17 protein-coding genes are annotated in these 20544 nt (G+C 60.2%); 11 read left to right on the forward strand and 6 right to left on the reverse strand.

What is annotated here, in order from left to right:
- Positions 1–4 precede the first annotated feature (4 nt).
- The 3 genes from amn to ACYZT7_RS28450 form a co-directional block, all read right to left on the reverse strand.
- Entirely contained in the window at positions 5–1504 is a 1500-nt protein-coding gene (gene amn, locus ACYZT7_RS28440; protein WP_282381334.1) for an AMP nucleosidase, read from the reverse strand.
- Positions 1505–1679: 175 nt separating this feature from the next.
- Positions 1680–3326 carry an acyl-CoA dehydrogenase family protein gene (locus ACYZT7_RS28445; RefSeq protein WP_462039096.1) on the reverse strand — a complete coding sequence of 549 codons (1647 nt, stop codon included), beginning with the start codon at positions 3324–3326 and terminating at the stop codon, positions 1680–1682.
- 74 nt (positions 3327–3400) lie between these two features.
- Positions 3401–5785 carry a 7TM diverse intracellular signaling domain-containing protein gene (locus ACYZT7_RS28450; protein WP_462039097.1) on the reverse strand — a complete coding sequence of 795 codons (2385 nt, stop codon included), beginning with the start codon at positions 5783–5785 and terminating at the stop codon, positions 3401–3403.
- Between the two features lie 303 nt (positions 5786–6088).
- Between ACYZT7_RS28450 and ACYZT7_RS28455 the strand changes: the two genes are divergently transcribed.
- The 4 genes from ACYZT7_RS28455 (at position 6089) to ACYZT7_RS28470 (ending at position 9634) form a co-directional block, all read left to right on the forward strand.
- On the forward strand, positions 6089–6886 hold the full coding sequence (locus ACYZT7_RS28455; protein WP_449645737.1) for a hydroxymethylpyrimidine/phosphomethylpyrimidine kinase: 798 nt from the start codon (positions 6089–6091) through the stop codon (positions 6884–6886).
- Between the two features lie 32 nt (positions 6887–6918).
- Positions 6919–7542: a thiamine phosphate synthase gene (thiE, locus tag ACYZT7_RS28460; RefSeq protein WP_462039098.1), complete on the forward strand. Its 624-nt coding sequence runs from the start codon at positions 6919–6921 to the stop codon at positions 7540–7542.
- A 29-nt stretch (positions 7543–7571) separates the two neighbouring features.
- Positions 7572–8855, forward strand: coding sequence for a glutamate-1-semialdehyde 2,1-aminomutase (hemL, locus tag ACYZT7_RS28465; RefSeq protein ID WP_462039099.1), 1284 nt, complete (start codon positions 7572–7574; stop codon positions 8853–8855).
- 224 nt (positions 8856–9079) lie between these two features.
- On the forward strand, positions 9080–9634 hold the full coding sequence (locus tag ACYZT7_RS28470) for a tetratricopeptide repeat protein (RefSeq protein WP_056744588.1): 555 nt from the start codon (positions 9080–9082) through the stop codon (positions 9632–9634).
- Between the two features lie 155 nt (positions 9635–9789).
- On the opposite strand, the gene ACYZT7_RS28475 is transcribed toward ACYZT7_RS28470, so the two are convergent.
- Positions 9790–10119, reverse strand: a complete 330-nt coding sequence (locus tag ACYZT7_RS28475) for a DUF1820 family protein (RefSeq protein ID WP_007894425.1) — start codon at positions 10117–10119, stop codon at positions 9790–9792.
- Between the two features lie 135 nt (positions 10120–10254).
- Between ACYZT7_RS28475 and miaB the strand changes: the two genes are divergently transcribed.
- From miaB to lnt, 5 genes are all read left to right on the forward strand, one after another.
- Positions 10255–11580: a tRNA (N6-isopentenyl adenosine(37)-C2)-methylthiotransferase MiaB gene (gene miaB, locus ACYZT7_RS28480; RefSeq protein ID WP_282381347.1), complete on the forward strand. Its 1326-nt coding sequence runs from the start codon at positions 10255–10257 to the stop codon at positions 11578–11580.
- A 184-nt stretch (positions 11581–11764) separates the two neighbouring features.
- A complete protein-coding gene (locus ACYZT7_RS28485) occupies positions 11765–12769 on the forward strand; it encodes a PhoH family protein (protein WP_283181791.1) in 1005 nt (334 codons plus the stop codon).
- The gene (gene ybeY / locus ACYZT7_RS28490; RefSeq protein WP_462039100.1) at positions 12762–13256 is read left to right on the forward strand and encodes an rRNA maturation RNase YbeY; all 495 of its coding nucleotides are present in this window, start codon (positions 12762–12764) and stop codon (positions 13254–13256) included. Before ACYZT7_RS28485 ends, ybeY begins: the two co-directional genes overlap by 8 nt.
- A 5-nt stretch (positions 13257–13261) precedes the next feature.
- Positions 13262–14101, forward strand: a complete 840-nt coding sequence (locus tag ACYZT7_RS28495) for an HlyC/CorC family transporter (RefSeq protein ID WP_462039101.1) — start codon at positions 13262–13264, stop codon at positions 14099–14101.
- Between the two features lie 8 nt (positions 14102–14109).
- Positions 14110–15633 (forward strand): apolipoprotein N-acyltransferase, encoded by a 1524-nt coding sequence (gene lnt / locus ACYZT7_RS28500; RefSeq protein ID WP_462039102.1) that lies wholly within the window; start codon positions 14110–14112, stop codon positions 15631–15633.
- 103 nt (positions 15634–15736) lie between these two features.
- Here the strand turns inward: lnt and ACYZT7_RS28505 are convergent, their stop codons facing one another.
- On the reverse strand, positions 15737–16498 hold the full coding sequence (locus ACYZT7_RS28505) for a YdcF family protein (RefSeq protein WP_462039103.1): 762 nt from the start codon (positions 16496–16498) through the stop codon (positions 15737–15739).
- 107 nt (positions 16499–16605) lie between these two features.
- Positions 16606–16926, reverse strand: a complete 321-nt coding sequence (locus tag ACYZT7_RS28510) for a hypothetical protein (protein WP_449645728.1) — start codon at positions 16924–16926, stop codon at positions 16606–16608.
- Between the two features lie 279 nt (positions 16927–17205).
- Here ACYZT7_RS28510 and leuS point away from each other — a divergent pair, with 279 nt between their 5' ends.
- Both leuS and ACYZT7_RS28520 read left to right on the forward strand, forming a co-directional pair.
- Positions 17206–19812, forward strand: a complete 2607-nt coding sequence (gene leuS / locus ACYZT7_RS28515; RefSeq protein WP_462039104.1) for a leucine--tRNA ligase — start codon at positions 17206–17208, stop codon at positions 19810–19812.
- 87 nt (positions 19813–19899) lie between these two features.
- Positions 19900–20505 (forward strand): LPS-assembly lipoprotein LptE, encoded by a 606-nt coding sequence (locus ACYZT7_RS28520; RefSeq protein WP_462039105.1) that lies wholly within the window; start codon positions 19900–19902, stop codon positions 20503–20505.
- The last annotated feature ends 39 nt before the right edge of the window (positions 20506–20544 follow it).

Genomic DNA, 20544 nt, shown 5'->3' on the forward strand with positions numbered 1-20544 from the left:
ACCGTTAGCGGAACGGCGGCTCGTCGAAGCTGCGCAGTTTGCGTGAGTGCAGCGAGTTGAGCTCGGTGCGCAACAGGTCCACCGCCTCGATCCCGATCTTCAAGTGCTGGCTGACCGCGCGCTCATAGAAAGCGTTGGCCGAACCCGGCAGCTTGATTTCGCTGTGCAACGGTTTGTCCGAGACACAGAGCAACGTGCCATACGGGACCCGCAAGCGATAACCTTGCGCGGCGATGGTGCCGCTTTCCATGTCCACCGCCACGGCGCGAGACAGGTTGATCAGCGGACGTTCCTGAGCCCAGCGCAATTCCCAGTTACGGTCGTCGTAGGTCAGTACGGTGCCAGTGCGCAGGCGTTTTTTCAGCTCGTCGCCCTTCTCACCGGTGATGTTGGCCGCCGCTTGTTGCAACGCCATCTGCACTTCGGCCAGGGCCGGAATCGGAATATTTGGCGGCACGACCCGATCGAGAATCCCGTCGCGACGCATGTAAGCGTGCGCCAGCACGTAATCGCCAATGGTCTGCGACTGACGCAAGCCGCCACAGTGACCGATCATCAGCCAGCAATGCGGACGCAGCACCGCCAGGTGGTCAGTGATGTTCTTGGCGTTGGACGGGCCGACGCCGATGTTGACCAGGGTCACGCCATGGCCGTCGGTGGCGATCAGGTGATAGGCCGGCATCTGATAACGGTGCCAGACCACGCCCGCGGCAATCGCCGAGGCTTCGCCGTGGTCCATGCTCTTTTCGATGATCACGTTGCCCGGCAAAACCATGCGCACGAAACGCGGATCGCTGCGCAACTGCTCCAGACCATGGACGATGAACTGGTCAACATAGCGGTGGTAGTTGGTCAGCAAAATCCACGGTTGCACATGGCGCCAGTCGCTGCCGGTGTAATGCACCAGGCGGCGCAGGGAGAAATCCACCCGCGCGGCGTCGAACAAGGCCAACGGCAACGGGTCAGTGTTTTCCCAATCGTACAAACCATCGGCGATGCCGTCGGTGGCGGCGGACAGGTCGGTACTCGGGAACACCCGCGCCAGCGTCGCTGCGGTGACGCCGGAGCCGGCCAGTTCATCGCCCTGCTCAACCACGTACGGATAAGGAATGTTTTGCTGGCTGATACCGACTTCCACCGTCACGGTGAAGTCGTGCATCAACGGCACCAGCTGTTCCAGCAGGTACTTACGGAACGCCGCTGGATGGGTGACGGTGACGCTGTAGGTCCCCGGCAATTGAACCTTGGCATAGGCGCGCGTGGTCTGTGGGACTTCACCTTGGCAGAGGTAGGTCAGGCGCAGTTCGGGATAACGAAACATCGCACGCTGTTCGGCGTCCGGTTCGACACGATCCTTGAGGTAACGCTTGAGCGCCTGGTTCAGCGCGGTGGTTGCACGATTGTGCAAGAGCGCAAGCCGATCCACGGCTTGCTCGGCGGTTTGAACGACAATAAAAGCTTCGGTCACGATCAGCATCCTGTGTTCTGACTTGCAGACCTTCATCTTGCCTGCATCATCGTCTGACGGGAACAGTGGCATGCTGATACAAATGCCTTGATCACCACAGATCCAGTGTGGGAGCGAGCTTGCTCGCGATGACGGTTCAACATTCAACAGTTATGTCGCCTGACAGACCGCTATCGCGAGCAAGCTCGCTCCCACATTTGATCGGTGTCGATCATAGAAGCGGTGTCGACCTCGCGACAATCGCTTCCACATCCAGCCCTCGTGGCAACGCGCCATACACCCGACCGGCCGAACCGAGGCGGCTCGCAATGAAAGCGTCACTCACGGCGGCGTTGCCAGCCTCCAGCAACAGCTTGGCCTGAAGACCCAAGGCAATATCTTCGCAGAGCTGGCGGGCGCGGTATTGAACATCGCTGGTGTCCTTGAAGGCGGCCTGTAATTGGCTGATATGTGCGGCCAGGCGCTTGTCGCCATGACCATCGCCCAATTCGCTGAACAATGCGTCGAGCACACCCGGCTCCTTCGACAACGCTCGCAAAACGTCGAGGCATTGCACGTTGCCGGAACCTTCCCACGTCGAATTGACCGGTGCCTCACGGTACAACCGCGGCAAGATGCTGTCTTCGACATAACCGGCACCGCCCATGCATTCGGCGGCTTCATTGATCATTCCGGGCGCGCGTTTGCAGATCCAGTACTTGCCTACCGCCGTGACCAGCCGAGCGAATTTGCCTTCATGGTCGTCATCCAGATGATCGAGCGCCCGGCCCATGCGCAGGCTCAAAGCCAGGGCGGCTTCGCTTTCCAGGGCTAGGTCGGCCAGTACGTTCTGCATCAAGGGTTGTTCGCTGAGCAACTTGCCGCCAACCCTGCGGTGAGCGCAGTGATGGCTGGCCTGGGTCAGGGCCTGGCGCATCAACGAGCTGGAGCCGACCATGCAATCGAAGCGGGTCATGGCGACCATTTCGATGATGGTCGGAACGCCCCGCCCCTCCTCGCCGACCATCCATGCCAACGCACCACGGAACTCCACTTCGCTGGAAGCGTTGGAACAATTGCCGAGTTTGTTCTTCAGACGCTGTATGTAGAACTGATTGCGTGTGTCGTCCGGGCGATGGCGCGGCAGCAGGAAACAGGTCAACCCCTTGTCAGTCTGGGCCAGGGTCAGGAAGGCATCGCACATCGGTGCCGAACAGAACCACTTGTGGCCCACCAGCTCATACGCCTGGCCCGGACCACTGGCGCCGACCGGAAAAGCCTTGGTGGTGTTGGCCCGCACGTCGGTGCCGCCCTGTTTCTCGGTCATCGCCATACCGATCGTGACCCCGGCCTTGTGGGCCATGCCGACGTTGCGCGGGTCGTATTCGGTGGAGAGGATTTTCGGCAGCCATTGCTTGGCCAGATCCGCTTGCAAACGCATCGCCGGGACGCTGGCGAAGGTCATGGTCAGCGGGCAACCACTACCCGCTTCGGCCTGGCTGTGCAGGTAGGTCATGGCGGCGCGGGCGACGTGGGCGCCGGATTGCGGATGCGCCCAGGGCAACGAGGTCAAACCGTGCTCGACCGCCGTGCGCATCAGTTCGTGATAGGCCGGGTGAAATTCCACCAGGTCGATGCGATGGCCGTAACGGTCATGACTGCTGAAAACCGGCTTGTGCTGATTGGCCAGGAACCCCGCTTCCATCAGCGGCCCGCCGGCCAGCGCGCCGTAAACGTCGATCCGCGACTCGGCCCACCCGGCCCCGAAACGCCGTGACCACTCCTGCAACGGCAGGTCGATGCGATACAGGTTGATGCCGTCCAGCGACGGTGGCTGGTTGGTGACTTCGTGGGTTTCGGCGAACTGATGCAGGTTCATGACGGGGCTCCTTTGGTCAGCCAAGGGACTTCAGTTAAGCACCGCCCCTTGGCTGAACAAAGTGTCATATCTGCCTAACTGTCGGCGCTTTCGCCTTGCTTTGGACACAGCACGCGACGGTAAAGCGCTGCCTGCAGGTCCTCGAACTTCACCGGTTTGTTCAGGTAATCGATCAAGGCTCCGGTAGGGCAGCGTTCCCGATCAATGCTCAAGGCAATTACGAATACCGGCAATTCGCTGCAGCCCGGCAACGCGCGGATCTGGCAACAGAGGGACGCGCCGTCCAGAGGTGTTAGCTGGCAATCGAGCAATACCGCCTCAAAGGTTTCGCGCTGCAAGTGATCGAGCGCGGTAGCCCCATTGTCGGCGGTGCGCACCCGGAACCCCAGCTTGAGCAACATCCCGCGCATCACCAATTGATTGATGCTGTTGTCATCGACCAGCAGCACCGTGCAGTCCTGAGGCAGTCGCAGGCGAGGAAATTCCCGGGTCATCAAGGGCACTGACGGCCGTTCCACCATGGGCAGTTCGAACTCGACGTCGAGCTGAAAGCGGCTGCCCCGGCCAGGCTCGGAGCGGTGAGTCAGGCGCCCGCCGAGTAATTCGACCAGTTGCCGACAGATCGCCAGGCCGACGCCCAGACCGCCGTATTCTCGGGTCATTGAGCCGTCGAGCTGGAAGAACCGCTGATAAAGGGTCGCCTCCCCCAAATCGGTGAAGCCAATGCCGGTGTCGATCACCGCAAAGGACAGTGCCAGTCGGTTGGGCCCCACCGGTTTACCCGTCACCCGCAGCGCTAACCCGCCAGTTCGAGTGAACTTGATCGCGTTATCCAGCAGGCATTCCAGGCACTGCGCCAACTTGGCGCTGTCGCCGTGCAAGCGATCCGGCAGCCCCACCGTCACGTCGACTTTGAAGTCCAGCGACTTGCTCAGAGCGTTGCCCTCGAACTGCAGGCGCAAAGCCTCAACCACGCTGCGCAAACTGAAGGTGGCCGGATACGCCTTGAGTTTGCCGGCCTGCAACTCGGTCAGGGTCAGGATGCCGTTGACCATGCGCATCATGTCTCGCGCCGAACCTGCGGCTGTTTGCTGGTATTGCTCCAACTCCAGGCCCATCTCGACGGTCTGCATCAGTTCCAGCGAACCGATCACGCCATTCATGGGCGTGCGCAGTTCGTGGGTCAGGGTGGCGAGGAACTCGTCCTTGAGCTTGTTACTGTGAGCCAGTTGCTGGTTCAGCACTTCGAGCTTTTGACCGGCATCGAACAGGGTCTGCGCCTGTTGCTCGCGCATGGCATTGATGCGATCGGCCAGTGCCAGGGACAGCAGCGCCACTTCAATCGCCGAGCCGATCTGGCTGGAATACATGGTCAGGAACACGTTCGGCAGGTAACCCAGCACCATCAGGGTGTTGACGATGCCGCCGAGCAGGAAGGCCGACCAGGCGATGATGAAATACCGCGCCACTCGCAGGCCACGCAACCAGGCGAAAATCCCTGCGGCAAAAATCACTATGGTGAAGGTCAGTGCCAGCGCTGTCGCCAGACGCAAGGCCAGGGCGTAACTGGCCATCAATGACAACCCGACCACCACCGCGCTGAACGCAATCAATGCCAACAGCAAGCGGTCGAGCCAACGGCTGTACGTTGTGATCTGCAAGAAACTACGGGCGAACTGGCTGCCGAAGAGCCCCGAGCAACCGATGAAAAACGGCGTGGCGGCGTTGGCCCACCACGGGTTGTCCGGCCAGAAATATTCCACGGCTGCGCCGTTTACCGACAGCTGATACAGGCCGAACGAAGCGATGTAGAAGATGTAATAGAGGTAACTGGTATCGCGCACGCTGAGGTAGATGAACAGGTTGTAGACCAGCATGCCCAGCAACACGCCGTAGATCAGCCCCAACACATAGAGTCGGACCGGTTGTTCTTCGAGGAAAGCCGTGCTCGACCACAAGGTGACGGGTGCCTGGATCGACCCTTCACTCTGCAAGCGCAGGTACACGGTTTGCGCTTGATCAGCGGTGAAGTTCAAATTGAACAGGTAGTTGTTCTGGCGGATCTCGCGAGTGGCGAACGGTAAGGCATCACCGGTCTGTCGGGCCAACTGATAGCCACCAGCAGCATCGGGCAAATACAGATCAAGGCGATCAAGGGGCGGATAGGCCAGTTCCAGCAGCCAGGTGCGTTGCACCGCAGGAGTGGTCGGGCGGTAATGCAGGTCAATTTTCAACCAGAACGCTGAACGCGAGTAACCGGCGTTGAGGGTGGCTTTGTCGTGGGGTTTGAAGTTTCCGCCCGCGGCTTGCGCACGGACATCGGCGATAGTCGCCTGACCGCCCGCATCTTCGAACACTTGCAGGGTTCGGCCCAGGGGAAGGCTTTGAGTGAATTCATCGAACTCGACGGCACTCGCCATGAGGGGCAAGCACAACAGCAACATCAGCAAATAGCGCATTTAAGCCCCAGCGTGGCCTGTCCGGTTATCTCAGGAAGCCCCTCATTCCTTTTGAGTAGACGTAAAACCGGTATTACCTGTTATTGGTTTGGATCCACTCTAGCATAGCCATTGATGGCCATTGAACACTATTAAAATTTTTCCTGTAAAGGCTCTAGCACGGGCGTTCCAGCTCCATGAGTTGAGATAGAGCTGTTTACCCGGTCAGCGTGTGGCAATGGCCTGAGGGCGCCCGCCTTTTCTCGTTCCACGGCTTATTGGTCAACACCCGAAAAAAGATGTTTGGTGGTAAGCTCGCGCACCATGAATATCTACAGCTCTCGCCCCGTTGTCCTCTGTCTCTCCGGCCACGACCCAAGTGGTGGCGCCGGCTTGCAGGCAGATATCGAAGCCCTGCTCGCTCAGGGTTGTCATGCGGCCCCGGCCGTCACCGCCCTGACCGTGCAAGACACGGTCAACGTCACTGACTTCCGCGTCCTCGACCGTGAGTGGGTGTTGGCCCAGGCCAATGCCGTGCTCAACGACTCGACGGTAGCAGCGGTCAAACTGGGCATGCTCGGTTCCCTGGAAATGGTCGACACCGTGGTCGAACTGCTGTCGGCGCACCCGCATTTGCCGGTGGTCTGCGACCCGGTGCTGCGCGCTGGCGGCGGCGGACGCCTGGGCAAGGACGAAGTCGGCTACGCCATGCGCGAACGCCTGCTGCCCCTGTCGATCATCGCCACCCCTAATCTTCCCGAAGCCCGCATCCTCGCCGAACTGCCCGAAGGCACCGCGGACGAGTGCGCTGAAAAACTCCTGCCGTTCGTCAAACACCTGCTGATCACTGGCGGCCATGGCGATGAACACGAAATCCACAATCGCCTGTACAGCCGCGACGGTCACCGCGAAACCTTCACCTGCCAACGTCTGCCCGGCAGTTATCACGGTTCCGGTTGCACCTTGGCCAGCGCCCTGGCGGGGCGTCTGGCCTTGGGTGAAAACCTCGCCAGCGCCGTACAGTCGGCACTTAACTACACTTGGCGTACCCTGCGTGACGCGGAGCAGCTAGGCAAAGGCCAGTTCGTGCCGCGCCGCCTGCCGCTGGATTTCTGTTCGTAACTTTCTATTAGCAATGCGGTGAGGCTTGTCCGATGAAACTACGTGGCCTGTACGCCATTACTGATAGCCAGCTGCTGGCGGGTAAATTTCTTTCGTACGTGGAGGCGGCGCTGGAAGGCGGCGTCACCCTGCTGCAATACCGCGACAAGAGCAGCGACGAAGCTCGCCGCCTGCGCGAGGCCGAAACGCTGCGCGATCTGTGCGATCGCTACAAGACCCAGCTGATCATTAACGACGATGCCGAACTGGCCGCGCGCCTGAACGTCGGCGTGCACCTGGGCCAGACTGATGGCCCGTTGACCCCGGCCCGCGCGTTGCTCGGTCGCCAAGCGATCATCGGCTCGACCTGCCACGCGCAGCTCGAACTCGCCGAGCAAGCGGCGAAAGAAGGCGCCAGCTATGTCGCGTTCGGCCGCTTCTTCAACTCCAACACCAAACCCGGCGCACCGACCTGCAGTCTCGAACTGCTCGACCAGGCCCGCAGCAAACTGCACCTGCCGATCTGCGCGATTGGCGGCATCACCCTGGAAAACGCCGCCCCGCTGGTGGCCCATGGGGTCGATCTGCTGGCGGTAGTCCATGGCCTGTTTGGCGCTGAGAGCACGGCTGAAGTAACGCGCCGCGCCCGCGCCTTTAACGAATTGCTTCATATTTAGAAAGCTAGTCTGACTTTGAGAGCCAAATCATGTCTCGTTCCGAAACGCTGTTTGCCAATGCCCAGAAACACATTCCCGGTGGCGTGAACTCGCCTGTTCGCGCGTTCAAAAGCGTCGGCGGCACGCCGTTGTTCTTCAAGCACGCTGAAGGCGCCTACGTCACTGACGAAGACGACAAGCGTTATGTGGATTACGTCGGTTCCTGGGGTCCGATGATTCTCGGTCACAGTCATCCGGACGTGCTGGACGCGGTACGCAAACAGCTTGAGCACGGATTGTCCTACGGCGCGCCGACCGAAATGGAAACCCAGATGGCTGATCTGGTCTGCTCGATCGTACCGTCGATGGAAATGGTGCGCATGGTCAGCTCCGGCACCGAAGCGACCATGAGCGCAATCCGCCTGGCCCGTGGTTTCACCGGCCGCGACAGCATCATCAAGTTCGAAGGCTGCTACCACGGTCACTCCGACAGCCTGCTGGTCAAGGCCGGCTCCGGCGCCCTGACCCAAGGCGTGCCGAGCTCGGCCGGTGTGCCGGCGGCCTTCGCCAAACACACCCTGACCCTGCCGTTCAACGACATCGACGCCGTAGCAACCCTGCTCGCCGAAGTCGGCCCGGAAGTGGCGTGCATCATCGTCGAGCCAGTGGCTGGCAACATGAACTGCGTGCCCCCGGCGCCGGGTTTCCTCGAAGGCCTGCGGACCCTGTGCGACAAGCATGGCGTGGTGCTGATTTTCGACGAAGTGATGACCGGTTTCCGTGTCGCCCTCGGCGGCGCCCAAGCCCACTACGGCGTGGCGCCTGACCTGACCACCTTCGGCAAGATCATCGGTGGCGGCATGCCGGTTGGCTGCTTCGGTGGCAAGCGCGAAATCATGTCGCACATCGCGCCATTGGGCCCGGTCTATCAGGCGGGTACCTTGTCGGGTAACCCGCTGGCCATGGCTGCCGGTCTGACGACCCTGCGACTGATCAGCCGCCCGGGTTTCCACGCCGAGCTGAGCGACTACACCAGTCGCCTGCTCGATGGCCTGCAACAGCGCGCCGATGCGGCGGGCATTCCGTTCGTGACCACACAGGCCGGTGGCATGTTCGGTCTGTACTTCAGCGGCGCCGACGATATCGTGACCTTCGATGACGTGATGGCCAGCGACGCTGCCCTGTTTGGGCGCTTCTTCCACCTGATGCTCGAGGGCGGCGTGTACCTGGCGCCGAGCGCCTTCGAAGCCGGCTTCACCTCGATCGCCCATGGTGAAACCGAGCTGAAACTGACGCTCGATGCCGCCGAGCGTGCATTTGCCGGATTGAAATAACGCTGTGCCGCTGACGATGGCGATTGCCAGCGTCAGCTTTCCCCTACCTTTACGCCCTTTTTCCTACGCTTCTGCTCAATATTCCCAGCAAAGTGGGCGATATATTCCCCGCGCAGCAGAAAAACGAGTAAAGACTTTGTAAGGTTGGCCCTGCTTATTTCATAATGCGCGCTTATTGGATCCCTCGATGGATCCGCGCGCCCTTCAGAGGTAAGTCGATTCCCATGAACCGCACCGGCCGCGCCCTTGCATTGGGCTGCCTGTTGCTCCTTCAGCCCCTGCTCGCGCTCGCACAAGCAGGCGGCAACTCGTTGTTAATCCCAGCGATGGGTCGTTGCACCCTCAATACTCAGCCGCAAGACCTGGCGCAGGCTCTCGCCGCCTGCCAGAAAGCGTCGGATGAAGGGGATGCGCAAGCGCAATACGAGTTGGGTGAGTTCTACTACGACGGCAAAAACACGCCGCGCGACCTCAAAAAAGCCTTGGGCTACTTCGAAAAGGCCTCGTTGCAAGGCCACGCCCAGGCGCAATTCAAACTTGGCACCATGTTCTTCCACGGCGAAGGCGTACCGGCCAATAACGTTCAGGCGTATATCGTGCTGAAAATGGCTGCGGTCAATGGCGCTGAAGAAGCGTTGGACACCGCCGACGAAGTCGCCGAGAAAATGCCCCGCGAAGAACTGGAAGTAGCTACCCAGGTGCTGGGGCAAATCTTCCGCAAGTATCTGATGGAATTGCAGAGCGCCGATGGGCGTACGCCTTTTTCGCCACTGCCTTGAACTCTCTGTTGTTCTGACTGACCCCATCGCGAGCAAGCTCGCTCCCACATTTGATCTTCTGTGAACACAAATTTTGTGAACGCCAGAGATTAACTGTGGGAGCGAGCTTGCTCCGGGCGGCGTTCCGACGATTGGGGGCGACTAGGTCTTGAGGCTTACTTCTCAGGCATCGGCATCGGAAACGGCATGACATTGCCGACCGCACCGCGGGCTTCGCTGATTTTCGGCGTGCCGAGGCGCTCCACCTCGTCGATCCGCACGATCGAATGCATCGGTACAAAACTGCGCACAACGCCTTCGAACTGAGCCTTGAGCTTCTCTTCGCTCGGATCGACGACCACTTGCGTGCGCTCGCCAAAGACGAACTCTTCCACTTCCAGGAAGCCCCACAGATCACTTTGATAGATCTGCTTGGCATACATTTCGTACACCTGGCCCTGGTTGAGGAAAATCACCTTGTAGATTGGGGCTTCACGTTTGGTCATGGTGGGCGGGCAACACATCGGGGGATAAAAATGAGGGCGCGAACTATAGCATAGCCGCCGGACGCACAGCGGTAGGAACCTTGAGACATGTTCCCTATAATGCGCGGTTCTTTGAATCACGTGAGACTGGGGTCCATGGCCAAGAAGCTTTACATCGAAACCCACGGTTGCCAGATGAACGAGTACGACAGCTCGCGCATGGTCGATCTGCTGGGTGAACATCAGGCCCTGGAAGTCACCGCTCGCGCTGAAGATGCCGACGTGATCCTGCTCAATACCTGTTCGATCCGCGAACGCGCCCAGGACCGCGTGTACTCACAACTCGGCCGCTGGCGCGAACTGAAACTCGCAAACCCGGACATGGTCATCGCCGTCGGCGGTTGCGTGGCCAGCCAGGAAGGCGCGGCCATCCGCGACCGTGCTCCGTATGTCGACGTCGTGTTCGGCCCGCAGACCCTGCACCGCCTGCCGGAAATGATCGACGCCGCGCGCGCGACCAAACTGCCGCAAGTCGATGTCTCGTTCCCGGAAATCGAAAAATTCGACCACTTGCCCGAGCCGCGCATCGATGGCCCAAGCGCCTACGTGTCGGTCATGGAAGGCTGCAGCAAGTACTGTACTTTCTGCGTGGTGCCTTACACACGTGGTGAAGAAGTCAGCCGACCGTTCGATGACGTGATCGCCGAGGTCATCCACCTGGCCGAAAACGGCGTGCGCGAAGTGACCCTGCTGGGGCAGAACGTCAATGGCTATCGCGGGACCACTCACGATGGCCGCCTGGCGGATCTCGCCGAGCTGATCCGCGTGGTGGCCGCCGTCGATGGCATTGACCGCATCCGCTACACCACCTCACACCCGCTGGAATTCTCCGATAGCCTGATCCAGGCCCACGCCGACGTGCCGGAACTGGTCAAGCATCTGCACTTGCCGGTGCAGTCGGGCTCGGACCGAATCCTGGCGGCGATGAAGCGCAACCACACCGCGCTGGAATACAAATCCAAACTGCGCAAGCTGCGTGCCGCCGTGCCGGGGATCTGCATCAGTTCGGACTTCATCGTCGGCTTCCCGGGCGAGACCGAAAAAGACTTCGAACAGACCATGAAGCTGATCGAAGACGTCGGTTTCGACTTCTCCTACTCGTTCGTCTACAGCCAGCGCCCGGGCACTCCGGCTGCCGACCTGGCCGACGAAACGCCGGAAGCGTTGAAGAAAGAGCGTCTGAATGCGCTGCAACATCGCCTGAACCAGCAAGGTTTCGAGATCAGCCGACAAATGGTCGGTTCGATCCAGCGGATCCTGGTGACCGATTATTCGAAAAAAGACCCCGGCGAACTGCAAGGCCGGACCGAGAATAACCGTATCGTCAACTTCCGCTGCGACAATCCCACGCTGATTGGCCAGTTTGCCGACGTGCACATCGACGCCGCCCAGCCGCACTCGCTGCGGGGCTCGCTGTTGTAGGAGCGATGCTTGCTCGCGAAGGCCGCGCCGCTATCTGTTTGACGGATCGCGTTATCGTTCTTCGCGAGCAAGCATCGCTCCTTGGACTGTGATCGACATTGGGATATTTAAGAGCTTTCGCACCCAGGCCACTGGCGTTATCCTTGATTTCATCTTAATTGCCCCAGGGCGGCTAAATACGACCTTGAACGCACCCATAGAACCACATCGTTTTATCCTCGAGCCCTTTGAGGCTCGCCGCTTCGCCAATCTGTGCGGGCAATTCGACGAGCATCTGCGCTTGATCGAACAGCGCCTGACCATCGAGATCCGCAACCGCGGAAACCAGTTCGAACTGATCGGTGAACCCAAACACACCACCTCCGCGGAAAACCTCCTGCGCCGCCTGTACCGGGAAACCAAGGGTACTGAGCTGTCGCCGGACATCGTTCACCTGTTCCTGCAGGAATCGGCCGTCGAAGAGCTGGACAACGTCTCCCCCGGCGAACCCTCCGTGGCCCTGCGCACCAAAAAAGGCATGATTCGCCCTCGCGGCTTGAATCAGTTGCGCTACGTGAAGGAAATCCTCGGCAACGACATCAACTTCGGCATCGGCCCGGCCGGTACCGGCAAGACCTATCTGGCCGTTGCCTGCGCGGTAGACGCGCTGGAACGCGAGCAGATTCGCCGCATCCTGCTGGTGCGTCCGGCGGTTGAAGCGGGCGAAAAGCTCGGCTTCCTGCCCGGCGACCTGTCGCAGAAGATCGACCCATACCTGCGCCCGCTCTACGACGCCCTCTACGAAATGCTCGGCTTCGAACACGTCGCCAAGTTGATCGAGCGTCAAGTGATCGAAGTTGCGCCGCTGGCCTACATGCGCGGTCGCACCTTGAACAACAGTTTCATCATCCTCGACGAAAGCCAGAACACCACCGTCGAGCAAATGAAGATGTTCCTGACCCGGATCGGCTTCGGCTCCACGGCGGTCATCACCGGTGACATCACCCAGGTCGACCTGCCGAAAGGCACCAAGTCCGGGCTGCACCATGTGATCGAGGTACTTAAAGACGTGCCGGGCATCAGCTTCACCCACTTCAAGCCCAAGGACGTTGTGCGCCATCCACTGGTGCAACGCATCGTCGAAGCCTATGAGCGCTTCGAAAATCGCGTGGCCGATGAAGCCCCGAAGGATAGCCGCCGCGATGCTTGAGCTTGATCTGCAACTGGCTACCGAAGCGTCTGCCCCAAGCGAAGCCGAGTTCCGCCAATGGTGCGAACTGGCCCTGCGTCAGCGCACAGCTGATTCCGAAATGACCATCCGTTTGGTCGATGAAGAGGAAGGTCGCGAGCTGAACCACACCTGGCGGCAAAAGGATTACGCCACTAACGTTCTTTCGTTCCCTGCCGACGTCCCGGACGAATTTCTGGATATCCCGCTGCTGGGCGATCTGGTGATCTGCGTGGCGGTGGTCGAGCGTGAAGCCGCCGAACAAGGCAAGGCACTCAAGGCCCATTGGGCGCATCTGGTGATTCACGGCTGCTTGCATCTGCTGGGTTACGACCACATAGATGACGACGAAGCCGAAGAAATGGAAGCACTGGAACGAACTTTGCTTGCAGAGTTGGGCTATCCCGACCCGTATGCGGACGACGAAACAGACACATCCCCTATCGTTACAACAAAGGATTCAGAGTAATCGCTATGAGCGAAGATCGATCGAGCAACGGGCAAAAGTCATGGCTGGGTAAGCTCACCCAGGCTTTTGCCCACGAGCCGAAGAACCGCCAGGAGCTGCTGGAGCTGCTGCGCGATGCACACCAAAACAAGTTGCTGGACAGCGAAGCGCTGGCCATCGTCGAAGGCGCTATCCAGGTTGCTGACCTGCAAGTACGGGACATCATGGTCCCGCGCTCGCAGATGATCAGCATCAAGGCGACCCAGACACCCCGCGAGTTCCTGCCTGCCGTGGTCGACTCGGCCCACTCCCGCTACCCGGTGATCGGCGAAAGCCACGATGACGTGATGGGCGTGTTGCTGGCCAAGGACTTGCTGCCGTTGATCCTCAAGGAGAACGGCGACAGCTTCAACATCAAGGACCTGCTGCGCCCGGCCACTTTCGTGCCCGAATCCAAGCGCCTGAATGTGCTGCTGCGCGAGTTCCGTGCCAACCACAACCACATGGCCATCGTCATTGACGAATACGGCGGTGTGGCGGGTCTGGTGACTATCGAAGACGTGCTGGAACAAATCGTCGGCGACATCGAGGACGAGCATGACGTCGAAGAAGACAGCTACATCAAGCCGCTGCCCAGCGGTGACTTCCTGATCAAGGCCCTGACGCCGATCGAGAACTTCAACGAGTTCTTCGACAGCCAATTCTCCGACGACGAATTCGACACCGTCGGCGGTCTGGTGATGGGCGCGTTCGGACACTTGCCAAAACGCAACGAAATCACTGAAATCGGCCCTTATCGCTTCCGTATCCTCAATGCGGATAGCCGTCGAATCCATTTGCTGCGCCTGACTCCAATTGCCCGTTAAGGATTGACATGCTCCGCGTAACCCGCCCCGGCTGGCCCGGTAATCTGCTGGCCGTGGCGGCCGGTGCAATCACCACTCTGGCCCTGGCGCCGTTCGATATCTGGCCGTTGGCGTTGCTGGCGGTCGGCTTCTTCTATGCCGGCTTGCGTGAACTGAACCCCCGCCAGGCCCTGGGCCGTGGCTGGTGCTTCGGTTTCGGTCTGTTTGGCGCCGGCACCAGCTGGATCTACTACAGCATCCACCACTTCGGCGGCGCTTCAGTGCTGCTGGCCGGTTTCCTGATGCTGATCTTCACGGCGGCGATTGCCTGGTTCTTCGCCCTGCCCGCCTGGATCTGGGCGCGCTGGCTGCGCCGTAACGAAGCACCGCTGGCCGATGCCTTGGCGTTCGCGGCGTTATGGGTCGGTCAGGAAGCCTTTCGCGGCTGGTTCCTGACCGGTTTCCCTTGGCTCTATTCCGGTTACAGCCAGCTCGATGGCCCGCTGGCCGGTCTCGCGCCAGTCGGCGGAATGTGGCTGATTTCCTTCATCCTGGCCCTGACGGCCGCGCTGATCTATAACGCCTTGCGCCTGGTCCGCACGGGGCGCAAAGGTTTCATCGCCGCAGGCGTTTTGCTGCTGGTCGGCCCTTGGGTGGCCGGCGTGGCGCTCAAGGAGCATGCCTGGACCAGCCCGGCGGGCGCACCGCTGAGTGTCGCGGCGATTCAGGGCAACATCGAACAGAGCATGAAGTGGGACCCGACGCAGCTCAACGCACAGCTGGCGTTGTACCGCGACATGAGCTTCAGCTCGAAACCGGTCGACCTGCTGATCTGGCCGGAAACGGCCATCCCGGTGCTCAAGGAGTCCGCCGAGGGCTACCTGAACATGATGGGAAACTTCGCCGCAGAGCGTAAGTCCGCGCTGATCACCGGCGTACCGATTCGCCAGGAAGTCCATCACGAGAAGCGCTTCTTCAACGGTATTACCGTGGCGGGTGAAGGCGATGGCACTTACCTCAAGCAGAAACTGGTGCCGTTTGGCGAATACGTTCCGTTGCAGGAAGTGTTACGGGGGCTGATCGCTTTCTTCGATCTGCCGATGTCGGACTTTGCCCGTGGCCCTGCCGATCAGCCGATGCTGCAAGCCAAGGGCTATCAGATCGCGCCATTCATCTGCTACGAAGTGGTTTACCCGGAATTCGCCGCCAGCCTCGCGGCGCGTAGCGATTTGCTGCTGACCATCAGCAATGACACCTGGTTCGGCACCTCCATCGGCCCGCTGCAACACTTGCAGATGGCGCAGATGCGCGCGCTTGAGGCCGGTCGCTGGATGATCCGCGCCACCAACAACGGCGTGACCGGTTTGATCAACCCGTTCGGCCAGATCACCGTGCAGATCCCGCAGTTCGAACGCGGCATTTTGTACGGTGAAGTGGTGCCCATGCACAACCTGACGCCTTATCTGGAATGGCGTTCGTGGCCGCTGATTATTGTGTGTGTGTTGTTGTTTGGCTGGGCGCTGATCGCGAGCCGGATGGCCAAGACTGTTTAAGTCAGCTTTTGTGGCGAGGGGATTTATCCCCGTTGGGCTGCGGAGCAGTCCTGAAAATGGGCCTGCTGCGCAGTCCAACGGGGATAAATCCCCTCGCCACAGGTCATCGGTAAAACAGTGAATACCCGATCTGCCCCACCGCCTCATTCATCAACTGCCCGCTCTGCCAGATCGCCTTGAATTCCGGCATCCAGCCGCCCAGTGGCCGAGCGTTGTCCACGCCTAAAAACCCCATCGGCGCAGGCACCACTTCAAATCCTGCCTTTTTGAAACTCCAGACCGCTCTCGGCATGTGCCAGGCCTGAGTCACGACGACCACGCGCTTGATGCCTTCCGGCAACAGCACCTCGGCGCTGAACTGCGCGTTCTCCCAAGTGGTGCGGCTGCGCCCTTCCTGCCAACGCACGGTCACGCCGAAATCATCTTGCAACGAGTCGGCCATCAACCTGGCTTCAGTCGGCGGCGTGCCGTAATGCAGGCCGCCACTGGTCAGGACCGGTAAGCCCGATGCCCTGGCCAGCCGCGCCGTATAGCGCTCGCGCTGCAGCGCCACACCCGTCGGCTGGTCGCCGCCCCAAGCCAGGTCGCCACGTTCACGCCCCGCACCCAGCACTACAATCGCGTCGGCGTGCTGAGCCAACGTCGCCCATTCGTCGCGAGCCAACGGCGCTTCTCGCTCCAGCGCCTTGGCGCCCCACTGCACCACCACCGGCAGGCTCATCAGCCAGAAGCCGCCCACGCCCAGCGCAAAGCACAATCCGGCAAGGCGCGGTCTTGAGTGACGCAACCACCAGGCAAGCACCAACAGCAGCAAAAGAATGCCAGGAGGCAACAGAAGTTGTTTAACGAAATATCGAAAAGGCATCGAGCATCTCCAAAAGATGCCCGAAGCCTAAGTGGGTTGACGCAATGCGACAACAAATGCGGAAGGACTATGCTTCAAAAAACCATACGTCATGGCTTCAAGTACCCTTACTTGAATTGCAGAGACCGGACCTTTACCGCGTCCCTGCCGGGTGTTTTGTCCTTGAGCCAGATGATCTTGGCCGAACGTGGTGCGTCGAGTTGCTTCACTGCTTCTGACAAGCATCCGTGTGTCTCACGTTCGCTGCGATCGAGATACGCCTTGACCAGTGCAAACTCTGCGGGGCTCAAGCCACGCAATTCCAGTTCCAGCGGACGCTCATCGCGTAACCGGTCAGCGGTTTTTGCCGCGTCCAGGGCCATTCCCAGACGATCGATCAATCTTTCGTACAGCTCCGGTTTTGTAACTTTTTGCCGTGACTCAACCATCCCTCACCTCATTGAAGATAAGACTCACTCCCCATTTAGAGCTTAGCTTCCATGAACAAACCGGCTGAGCGCTGCGACCAACGGCCCTCGCAGCGGGTTTTGGGCGACCCGCAGCCGTAATCAGGGTTTCCCTCGGTAGAGCGCGGTCATGTATGCTACGGCGCTTCCTGTAACTCCACTTCCAGCTCGCCTGGACACCGAAACGCCGATTTGGCGTGATCACCGTCCGGCGTTGCATTGAAGAGGATTAGGCCACCCCTATTCAGTTCAAAAGTAGCCATGCACGAACAATATCAGCCCCGTGAAATCGAAGCCGCCGCCCAGTCGTTCTGGGACGAGCAAAAGTCCTTTGAAGTCAGTGAACAGCCAGGCAAAGAGACTTTCTACTGCCTGTCGATGTTCCCTTACCCCAGCGGCAAGCTACACATGGGGCACGTGCGCAACTACACCATCGGCGACGTGATCTCCCGCTACCAGCGCATGCAAGGCAAAAACGTCCTGCAACCCATGGGTTGGGACGCCTTCGGCATGCCGGCGGAAAACGCCGCGATGAAGAACAACGTAGCGCCCGCCAAGTGGACCTACGAAAACATCGCCTACATGAAAACCCAGTTGCGCAGCCTGGGCCTGGCGGTGGACTGGTCCCGCGAAGTCACCACCTGCAAGCCTGATTACTACCGCTGGGAACAATGGCTGTTCACTCGCCTGTTCGAAAAAGGTGTGATCTACCGTAAAAACGGCACCGTGAACTGGGACCCGGTCGATCAGACCGTTCTGGCCAACGAACAGGTGATCGACGGTCGCGGCTGGCGTTCCGGCGCGCTGATCGAAAAACGCGAAATTCCGATGTACTACTTCAAGATCACCGCTTACGCGGATGAGCTGCTGGAAAGCCTCGACGAACTGACTGGCTGGCCTGAACAGGTCAAGACCATGCAGCGCAACTGGATCGGCAAGTCCCGCGGCATGGAAGTGCAGTTCCCATACAACGTCGATTCCATCGGCGAAGCCGGCGTACTGAAAGTCTTCACGACCCGCCCGGATACCCTGATGGGCGCGACCTACGTCGCGGTAGCCGCCGAACACCATTTGGCGACCCTGGCCGCGCAGAACAACCCTGAGCTGCAGGCGTTCATCGCTGAATGCAAGGGCGGCAGCGTTGCCGAAGCCGACGTCGCCACTCAAGAGAAAAAAGGCCTGCCGACCTCGCTGTTCGTCGAGCACCCGCTGACCGGTGAGAAACTCCCGGTGTGGGTCGCCAACTATGTGCTGATGCACTACGGCGATGGCGCGGTAATGGCCGTCCCGGCGCACGACGAACGTGATTTCGAGTTCGCCACCCAGTACAACCTGCCGATCAAATCGGTAGTGCGTACCAGCTCCGGCGGCACTAACCCGTCGCCATGGCAGGACGCCTACGGCGAGCACGGCACGCTGATCAATTCCGGCGAGTTCGACGGCCTCGACTTCGAAGGTGCCTTCGACGCCATCGAAGTCGCGCTGATCAAGAAGAACCTTGGCGCCTCGCGCACTCAGTTCCGCCTGCGCGACTGGGGCATCAGCCGCCAGCGCTACTGGGGCTGCCCGATCCCGATCATCCACTGCGACACCTGCGGTGATGTGCCGGTCCCGGAAGATCAACTGCCCGTCGTACTGCCCGAAGACGTCGTACCGGACGGCGCCGGTTCGCCGCTGGCGCGCATGCCTGAGTTCTACGAGTGCACCTGCCCGAAATGCGGTCAGCCTGCCAAGCGTGAAACCGACACCATGGACACCTTCGTCGAGTCCTCGTGGTACTACGCCCGTTACGCCTCGCCGCACTATGAAGGCGGCCTGGTGGAAAAAGCCGCGGCCGACCACTGGCTGCCGGTGGATCAGTACATCGGCGGTATCGAACACGCCATTCTTCACCTGCTCTACGCGCGCTTCTTCCACAAGCTGATGCGCGACGAAGGCCTGGTGAGCTCCAACGAGCCGTTCAAGAACCTGCTGACCCAAGGCATGGTGATCGCCGAGACCTACTACCGTCGCGAAGCCAACGGCAGTTACACCTGGTTCAACCCGGCGGACGTCGAACTCGAGCGCGACAGCAAGGCCAAGATCATTGGCGCCAAACTGATTTCCGACGGCCTGCCGGTGGAAATCGGTGGCACCGAGAAAATGGCCAAGTCCAAGAACAACGGCGTTGACCCGCAGTCGATGATCGATCAGTACGGTGCAGACACCTGCCGCCTGTTCATGATGTTCGCCTCGCCGCCTGACATGAGCCTGGAATGGTCCGACTCCGGCGTCGAAGGGTCGCACCGCTTCCTCAAGCGCGTCTGGCGTCTGGCGCAAGCCCACGTCGGCCAGGGCTTGCCGGGCGAACTGGACATCGCCTCGCTGAACGACGAACAGAAAGCCACTCGTCGCTCGATCCACCTGGCCATCAGGCAAGCCAGCCAGGACGTCGGCCAGCATCACAAATTCAACACCGCCATCGCCCAGGTGATGACGCTGATGAACGTGCTGGAAAAAGCCCCGCAAGGCACCGCGCAGGATCGCGCACTGATTCACGAAGGTCTGGAAACCGTGGCCCTGCTGCTGGCACCGATCACCCCGCACATCAGCCATGAACTGTGGCATCAACTGGGTCACGCCGAACCGGTGATCGATGCTGGCTGGCCGGTGCTGGACGAGAGCGCTCTGGTGCAAGACAGTCTGCAACTGGTGATTCAGGTCAACGGCAAGCTGCGCGGCCACATCGAAATGCCGGCCAGCGCCAGCCGCGAAGAAGTCGAAACCGCTGCACGGGCCAACGAGAACGTACTGCGCTTTGTCGACGGTCTGACTATTCGTAAAGTGATCGTAGTGCCCGGGAAACTGGTCAATATCGTCGCCAGCTAATTGGATCAGGCGCCAGGTGAGCCTGGCGCCGCGTAAAACCTTTCGGGCCGCATGATCGGCCCACCTGGTTTCAAGGGGAGCAACAAGATGATCAAACGCAATTTGCTGGTGATGGGCCTTGCGGTCCTGTTGAGCGCCTGCGGTTTCCAGCTACGCGGCACCGGCACCACTGAACTGGCGATCAAGGAACTCGACCTGAGTGCCCGCAATGCCTACGGTGAAATCGTGACGCAACTGCGTCAGGTGCTGCAAAGCAGCGGCGTCAAGGTCTACAGCGGCGCACCTTACAAGCTGGTGTTGACCGACGAGCAGGAAAGCCAGCGCATCTTGAGCTATGCCGGTGCCGGCCGTACTGGCGAGTATCAGGTGAGCACAGTGCTGAACTACGACATCCGTGGTGAGAGCAACCTGACGCTGCTGAGCGACAAACTCGAAGTGCAAAAAATCTTTATCCACGACGGCAGCAACCTGGTGGGTTCCGACCAGGAAGCCAACGACGCCCGCAAGGAAACCCGTCGTGAACTGGTTCAACGGATGATGCTGCGCCTGCAACAGCTCACTCCGGCTCAGCTGGATCAGCTGCAACAGACCGCTAACGCCAAAGCCAAGGCTGAAGCCGATGCACTGGAAGCGGCGCAGAAGGCTGAAGCGGCAACCCCGCGCCAGTCGCCTATCGAACTGCCGCAGCAGTAAGACTTACGGGGCGCTCAGGCGCCCCGTTCGCCCTCTCCT

This window comes from Pseudomonas sp. RT4P38, from assembly GCF_054897765.1.